This is a genomic window from Prosthecobacter fluviatilis (assembly GCF_055388355.1).
In genome coordinates, this window is sequence record NZ_AP043782.1 from 2,530,273 (window position 1) to 2,538,115 (window position 7,843).

5 protein-coding genes are annotated in these 7,843 nt (G+C 61.3%); 3 read left to right on the forward strand and 2 right to left on the reverse strand.

Going from position 1 to position 7,843, the window contains the following annotated elements; genetic code table 11:
* The first annotated feature begins 70 nt into the window (after window positions 1-70).
* Window positions 71-934, forward strand: a complete 864-nt coding sequence (locus tag ACZ5WW_RS09850; RefSeq protein ID WP_377164672.1) for a phosphoenolpyruvate hydrolase family protein — start codon at window positions 71-73, stop codon at window positions 932-934.
* 193 nt (window positions 935-1,127) lie between these two features.
* Entirely contained in the window at window positions 1,128-3,203 is a 2,076-nt protein-coding gene (gene ftsH / locus ACZ5WW_RS09855; RefSeq protein WP_464694251.1) for an ATP-dependent zinc metalloprotease FtsH, read from the forward strand.
* Window positions 3,204-3,928: 725 nt separating this feature from the next.
* Here ftsH and ACZ5WW_RS09860 read toward each other — a convergent pair.
* Together ACZ5WW_RS09860 and ACZ5WW_RS09865 are read right to left on the reverse strand one after the other, a co-directional pair.
* Entirely contained in the window at window positions 3,929-6,664 is a 2,736-nt protein-coding gene (locus ACZ5WW_RS09860; protein ID WP_377164668.1) for a helicase-related protein, read from the reverse strand.
* Between the two features lie 5 nt (window positions 6,665-6,669).
* A complete protein-coding gene (locus ACZ5WW_RS09865) occupies window positions 6,670-7,245 on the reverse strand; it encodes a hypothetical protein (protein ID WP_377164666.1) in 576 nt (191 codons plus the stop codon).
* An 85-nt stretch (window positions 7,246-7,330) separates the two neighbouring features.
* Between ACZ5WW_RS09865 and ACZ5WW_RS09870 the strand changes: the two genes are divergently transcribed.
* Window positions 7,331-7,768 carry a GAF domain-containing protein gene (locus tag ACZ5WW_RS09870; protein WP_377164664.1) on the forward strand — a complete coding sequence of 146 codons (438 nt, stop codon included), beginning with the start codon at window positions 7,331-7,333 and terminating at the stop codon, window positions 7,766-7,768.
* Window positions 7,769-7,843: the final 75 nt, after the last annotated feature.

Sequence of the window (7,843 nt, forward strand, 5' to 3'; positions counted from 1 at the left end):
CAATGGTTTCCCAAACAACTGCAAACGCGCGCAGCGCCAGCCATCGCAAACAACCGCAAACTTCACCCTTATGCCCAATCCCTGGACCGGAATCGGAAATCCCTACACGAAGCAAGAAGTCGTGGACCGCCTCAAAGCCACCCGTGCCAAGGGCGAGCCGATCATCGCCGCGGGCGCAGGCACCGGCATCAGCGCCAAGTTCATCGAAAAAGGCGGCGCAGACCTCATCATCATCTACAACAGCGGCCGCTTCCGCATGATGGGCCACGGCAGCACTTGCGGCCTCATGGCCTATGGAGATGCCAATGCCATCGCCATGGAGATCGGCGAATACGAAGTCCTGCCCGTCGTCAAAGAAATCCCCGTCGTCTGCGGCGTGCATGCCACGGACCCACGCCGCCGCATGTGGCACTGGCTCGGCCGTGTGAAAGAGATGGGATTCTCCGGTGTGAACAACTTCCCCACCCACACCATTGTGGACGGTCATTTCCGCGGCGTCCTGGAGGAAACAGGAATGAGCGTGGAAAAAGAGTTCGAAATGGTCGGCCTCGCCACCCGCATGGACATGTTCAGCATCGTCTATGTCGCCACGCCGGAGGAGGCCGTAAAGATGGCCCAAAACGGAGCCGACGCCATCATCGCCCATGTCGGCACGACCGTCGGCGGCAGCATCGGCGTGACCAATGCCGTGGTGAGCTGGGACCACACCGTCAAGATCACCCAGGAGATCATTGATGCCGCAAAGAGCGTGAATCCAAACGTTTTCACCCTCACCCACGGCGGCCCGATCAACACCCCCAAGGATGTGGAATTCATCCTCAGCAAAACCTCGGCGGATGGCTTCGTCGGCGCCAGCAGCCTGGAACGCATGGGCGTTGAAGACTCCCTGACCAGCCTGACACGCGAGTTCAAACGCGTTCCCATCGAGCGTTAGCCTGCTGCTCCCCCCATAAAGGGGGGCTCCAGTCCCGGCGAATCGCATTTTGCAAAAAAATTACCGGCGTGTATGCTCGGACTCGCGTTACTTAGTTGTAACACCCCCGCTCATGTCCGACGACCCCTTCAACAACCGCCCCGACGGTCCCAACCGTCGCAACCAAGATCCGCAGTTCAACTGGCGCGGGTTCATGCTCTTCGCGCTCGCGATCACCCTGCTGATCTCGGGCTTCATGATGAACAAGGGGCTGGCTGGAAGCCGCAAGGTCTTCGACTACGCCGAATTCAAAAAACACGTTGAGGCCGGCCGCATCGACCCCAACAAGAAGCTGGTCCTCATCAACTCAGACGCCACCTCCAAGCAGGTCATTGAAGGCGGCTATTTCCCTTTGCCCCCCAGCATCACACCAGCCCCGGTGGCCAAACCCGTTGAATCTGGCACGGAGCCTGCCCCCAGCCTGGGCAACCCCACCCTTGAGGCTCCCGCCAAGGAGGTGACTGTCACTGAAAAGCCGGCTGCCGAAGCCCCCAAGACGGAGTCCAAGGATTTCAGCGTCCAGGTGAACATCGAGTTCCAGAAAGAGGAGCTCCACAAGCTGCTCGACGCCCACAAGCTCGTCCTCATCCCCACCTATGACAACGAGATGTGGTCCTCCCTCATCGGCTTCCTGCTTCCCCTGCTCGTCATCCTCGCCTTCTTCTACTTCCTCGTGCGCCAGCAGCTCCGCAGCGCCGGCCGCGGTGCCATGAGCTTTGGAAAGAGCAAGGCCAAGATGCTCGCCCAGGACCGCAACAAGGTCACCTTCAAGGACGTGGCCGGAGTTGAGGAAGCCAAGGAAGAAGTGCAGGAAATCGTCGAGTTCCTCAAGGACCCCAAGAAGTTCCAGCGCCTCGGCGGCAAGATCCCCAAAGGCGTCCTCATGACCGGCCCTCCCGGCACCGGCAAAACCCTCCTCGCCAAGGCCATCGCCGGCGAGGCCGACGTTCCATTCTTCAGCATCAGCGGCTCGGACTTCGTCGAAATGTTCGTCGGTGTCGGTGCCAGCCGCGTGCGTGACATGTTTGAGCAGGGCAAAAAGAACGCCCCTTGCCTCATCTTCATCGACGAAATCGACGCCGTCGGCCGTCATCGCGGTCACGGCATGGGCGGTGGCCATGACGAACGTGAGCAGACCCTCAATGCCCTGCTCGTCGAAATGGACGGCTTCGACACCCAGGAAGGTATCATCATCATCGCCGCCACCAATCGCGCCGACGTGCTTGACCCCGCACTCCTGCGTCCGGGCCGCTTTGACCGTCAGGTCACCGTCAATCTTCCGGATGTGAAAGGCCGCGAGGAAATCCTCCGCGTTCACGCCAAGAAGGTGAAGCTCGCAGACAGCGCCGACCTTTCCAAGATCGCCCGTGGTACCCCCGGGTTCTCGGGTGCCGAGCTCGCAAACCTGCTCAACGAGGCTGCCCTCCTCGCCTCGCGCAAGAACATGAAGTCCATCACCAATCCCGAGCTCGAAGAAGCCCGTGACAAGGTGCGCTGGGGCCGCGAACGCCGCAGCATGGCCCTCACCGAGAAGGAGAAGGAAAACACCGCCTACCATGAGGCTGGCCACGCCATCCTCAATGAAGTGCTGGAGCACACCGCCCCTCTGCACAAAGTCACCATCATCCCCCGCGGCCCATCCCTCGGCGTCACCATGATGCTTCCTGAAGAGGACAAGTTCACCCACCGCAAAAGCGAACTGCTCGACGACCTCATCGTCACCATGGGCGGCCGTGTGGCCGAAGAAATCCAGTTTGGCGATGTCACCAGCGGCGCCAGCGGCGACATCCGCATGGCCTCCCGTGTGGCACGCAGCATGGTCTGCTCCTGGGGCATGAGCACCAAGCTCGGCATGATCGAGTACGGTGAAAACGAAAGCAACGCCTTCATGGGCCGTGGCAGCAGCAACTACAGCGAAGACACCGCCCAGAAGATCGACGAAGAGGTGAAGCGCCTCATCGACGAAGCCTACGCCAAGGCCACCGAGATCCTCATCAAACACAAGGACAAGCTCGACGCCATCGCCCACGCGCTGCTCGAATACGAAACCCTCGATGGCACCCACATCAAGGAAATCATGGAGCACGGCCATCTCATCAATCCGCCCGAAAACAAGAGCAAGCCCCCGCCTCCGCCCCCTCTTCCCAAAGTCACCGACTCACGCCCCGTGAAGCGTGAAGACGAAGACGACGGCGGCATGGCCCCAGGCCTGACCGGCGTGCCCGCTTAACCAAGCACCGGGATCATCCTGATCCCTTCATTTCAACACTCATCAAAGGGGGGATCAGCAATGATCCCCCTTCTTCTTTTGCGAGGCTCAAACGTCGCCAGCACCACTGAAATCGCCCCCAAGTTTTCGCCAATCTTGATATTCAGCCCCAGCCAGGCTGCGTAATAACAAACGCCATTGAAAACAGGTCTGTATTCCTGTCGAAGAAGAGCCTGTAATCGAACAGGTGAACAGCGCGGCGCCCAGGGCCCGTAGGTTGGGTGTGTTTGACGTCGAGCGTTTGTCTTGCGCCACATCGCTCTCCGCCAAACCGCCCGACCACCAGGACGTTCGTACGCCACGCTGCTTGCCGTACGCTGATGGACGCGTGGGTTGTCGCCACCCCCAATCTATGCCGGTTGTCGCCTTCTTTCGTCATCCCACTCCGCTTGACACCAGTCCCAACGGGTTGCCGAGCTTTAGCGAGGTTATCTTGGTACAGGGCACAATCTGATTGAAAAAACAAACCAGCGCCTTCACCACACACCAGCCCTGAAAGGGCTGCGTAGTTGAGCCCAGCGTTTGCCGAGCCTGAGCGAGGCGTCCCCGGGTAAAACACAACACGACCGGGAAGCAAACCCAGCACCCCATCGCACCCCGCGTCCACCAGTAGCGCCTGTAAAAAGCTCCGCCACAAGCTGGCACCGCGCTCAGACAACGCCCTTATCCTCGCCCACTCTCCTTCTTCACCTCAGCCTCAGCACCAGCCGCACCGCATCCAGCCTTACCGTGGTCGCACCAATGGCCGCCGCAAGCGCATCACGCTGGTCCCGCAAGGCGCTGATTTCCTCCGGGCGCACATGCGGATTGCGCGCCTGCAGATCCTCGAGCCGGGAGATCTCCTCATCCATCTGCTTGCGCATCGCCGCCGTGGCGCGCTGCTGCAGGCTCTTGAGCTGCGCCTCGGCAAGCTGCTGCGCCTTGCCCAGCATCGTTGGCAGCAGCTTGTGCCGCACCGTTTCGTTCTCCACCGTGCGTGTCGGATCACCCGGCGTGAGCTTGGCCCGGGTAAAGGCAGCATCGGCGCTCAGGTCCCGGCCCTGATGATCCACCGCCACCCGCAAAGGCATGGCCGGCATGAAGCGCGTCGCATGCAAAGAGGGTGGCGCGATGCACTCCGCAATGAAGCACGCTTGCAGCACCAGCCCCTCGCCGCCTGACGCCTTCCAAAACGCAAATCCGGCATTGCCCGCCGGAGAGCCCAGCAGCACGTCCAGGGCCGCGCAAACCAGCGGATGATCCCACGTCAGAAACGCCTCATGATCACGCGAAAGCGCACGCTCCCGATCAAAGGAAAAGGTAAGCCCTTCCTCCGGCAATGAGGGCAGCGCGTCCGTGATCAAATTGTCAGGGCGGATGTACCACGTCCGGTGCGTCATCTCCTCCACATGCATGCCGAAGTGGTCCAGCAGGCGGATGAAGAAGCGCTCGAAATCCAGCTCCGCATCCACATCTCGAATCCTCTCGATCATGCGCGCCGCAAGGCGCGGCTTGCACGAGTTCAGCTCCAGCAGGCGGTTGTGACCACGCTCGAGCTTCTGGCGCACTTCCCGACTCAGCGCCTGGCTGCGGCGGATGCAGCCGGCGAGCTTCTTGGCATTGAAGCAGGAGCAGAGCTCTTCGATCTCCGCGGCAAAGCTGTGCAAAAGCTGCGTCGCTCCCTGCAGGCTGTGCTCAAAGGCGTCGAGACCGTCATGATACCAGCGCGCCAGCACCTCCCCTTCACTGCCCGCGATGAATGGCACATGAATGTTGATCGTGCCTTTTTGACCGATGCGGTCCAGGCGGCCAATCCGCTGCTCCAGCAGTTCAGGATCTCGCGGCAGGTCGTACAACACAAGGTGCTGCGCAAACTGGAAATTGCGCCCTTCGCTGCCGATTTCAGAGCAGATCAGAATGCGCGCCCCTTCGGGATCGGCAAACGCCGCCGCATGCCTGTCACGCTGCATCAGGGTGAGCCCTTCATGAAACAGCACCGCATGTACATTGATCTCACGCAGCAGACGCTCGTGCGTGTCTTCGGCGAGTTTTCGCGTGCGGCAGATGAGCAGGACTTTGGCGTCACCGAGTTCGCGCAGCGTCGCCGCCAGCCAGCGGGCAAGCGCCTCTGCAGGTGTCGTCCCAGCCTCAAGCACAAGCTCACGCAGATGGCACTTCCGAGGCGGAAACCCCTGGATGACAGCTCGCGTGTTCCGGAACATCACACGGCCGGTGCCGAATTCATCAAGAAGGTCGGCCACGAGGCGCTGCCTGGCGGTTTCATCGCCTCCGGCGAGTTCGGCAGCATGGTTCTGCACACGTGGAGAATGGCTGGCAAAGAGCTCCCGGTCCTCCGGGCTCATGCCCCCGCCTTGCAGAATCCGGTCCACGACCTGCGCCACCTGCTCATAGCGGCCGGACTCCTCCAGAAAAGCGTCCAGATCGCCGTAGCGGTCCGGGTCCAGCAGTCGCAGACGGGCAAAGTGACCTTCAGCACCAAGCTGCTGCGGCGTGGCGGTCAGCAGCAGCACGCCAGGCACCCGCTGCGCGATGGCTTCGACCACCTGATAAGCGACACCCGGCGCTCCGACAGCCCACTCCAGATGGTGTGCTTCATCCACAATGAGCAGGTCCCAGGCCGCGTCTGCCGCCTGCTGGGCTCGCTTGGGCGACTCACTCAGCAGAGACAGCGGGCACAGCACCAGCTGGCTGTCCAGAAAGGGGTTCCCCTCCGGATCTCCGGCTTCGATGGCCGCACAGCGCTCTTCATCAAACAGGCTGAACATCAGATTAAACCGGCGCAGAAGCTCGACAAACCACTGATGTGGCAGCGCATCAGGCACCAGCACCAGAATGCGTGAGGCACGCCCCGTGAGGTTCAGCCGGTGGAGGATCAGTCCCGCCTCAATCGTCTTCCCCAGCCCCACCTCATCCGCCAGCAGCACTCGCGGCAGCAGCCGCCCGGTGACGTCTGCCGCAATCGACATCTGATGCGGAATGGGATCGACCCGCCCCCCGATGAATCCCCTCACCGGCGAAGCCTGCATCCGGCAGCGCCATTCGACGGCTTCCGCACGGAGGGCAAAGGTCTGCAGATCGTCCGTGCTTGCAGCCAGCAGCCGCTCCTGCGGGCCGCCAAGGCTGAGCGTGTCAGCCAGGTCACACTCAGGGACACTGCGCCTGCCGCAGTGATAGATCAAAGCACCATCGATGGAACTGACTGAATCGATTTGCAGCGCGGTGCCATCGCGCAGGGAGATCTGATCGCCCGCATGGAAGCTGGCACGGCGCAGCGGGGCACCATTGCGTGCGTACCGGCGCTTTTCTCCGGCAGCCGGGAACCTCACGTCCACAAAGCTGCCTTCAAGACCGCTGACGATTCCGAGCCCGAGTTCGGGCTCGCTTTGACTGATCCAGCGCTGGCCGGGTGCAGGAGCTTCCATCAGTGCTATTTGCCAAACAAACGTTTGAAGAAGGACTTTTTCTGCGGCTCGGCCGCGGGCTTCGGCTGCGCAGGCACCGCCTGCTGCTGCGGCACCACCATTCCCGGAGCTGCCGGGTTTTGAGTGAAATCAATCACACCAGGCTTGATCGAAGGGGCTGCTCGCGGGTCAACATTGACCACCTTGGGCTTCTTGGCTGCCCCCTGAGCATCATACTCATAGACCACCTGCTGATAGCACTGGCCGTTCAGGTTGAAGGAGCGCATCTCCGTGGCACGCCCGTACGCATCAAAATAGACCTGGGACCGGGCCACAAGGTTGCCACGCCCGTCGTAAATGTGGCCCTGCGTGGGCAGCCCGCGCTCATTGAGCAGGTAGTGCTTTTTGGCCACAAGCGCCCCCCCGGAGTTGTAGGTGGACTCGATGAGCTCGTTGGTGGTCTTGTCCACAATCGTCTCAGAATGAGAATTGTCAGGATGGTATGTACTCTTCGCCACGATCGGCGTGTTCGCTGGCGCAGCTGGCTGCGCGGCGGCAGCTGTCACCCAAAGAAGGACAAAAAAAGCAGAGCAGGTTTTCATGACAGAAACGAAGATGCCTCCAGAATAACGCCCCCATCTCACTGCGACAACGACAATTCCCGACTTTACCCTCCCTCCCTGCGTCATGATTTCTTCCACCGATCCCACCTGGGCTGCATTTCTCTCTCAAACCATCGCGGATTTCGGCTGCACCACGGGCACGCTTCACCGGCTGGACCCGGCTGACCGCCACCTCAAGCTGGTGGCACACCAGGGCATCCCGGAAGCCCTGATGCCCATCATCCAGTCCATCCCCGTCGGCAAAGGCATTGCCGGCGTAGCGGCAGAGCGCAAGGAACCGGTGGAAATGTGCAACCTGCAGACGGACACCTCCGGTGTGGCCAAGCCTGGAGCAAAGCAGACCCAGGTGCAAGGCACCCTGGCCGTCCCGGTGCTGGATGGCGACCGCCTCTGCGGCACGCTGGGCATCGGCAAGCTCGTGCCTTATGATTTCACTGCCGAGGAGAAAGACCGGCTCATCCGGGCCGCCAGAGAAATTGCCCCCGCTCTGCTGCCTGCCTGATGTCGGAATGTTGAAATGCAAAAAGCCCGGTCAAGCCGCCATCGGCTGACCGGGCTTTTTTTGCCCCTCCGCAGG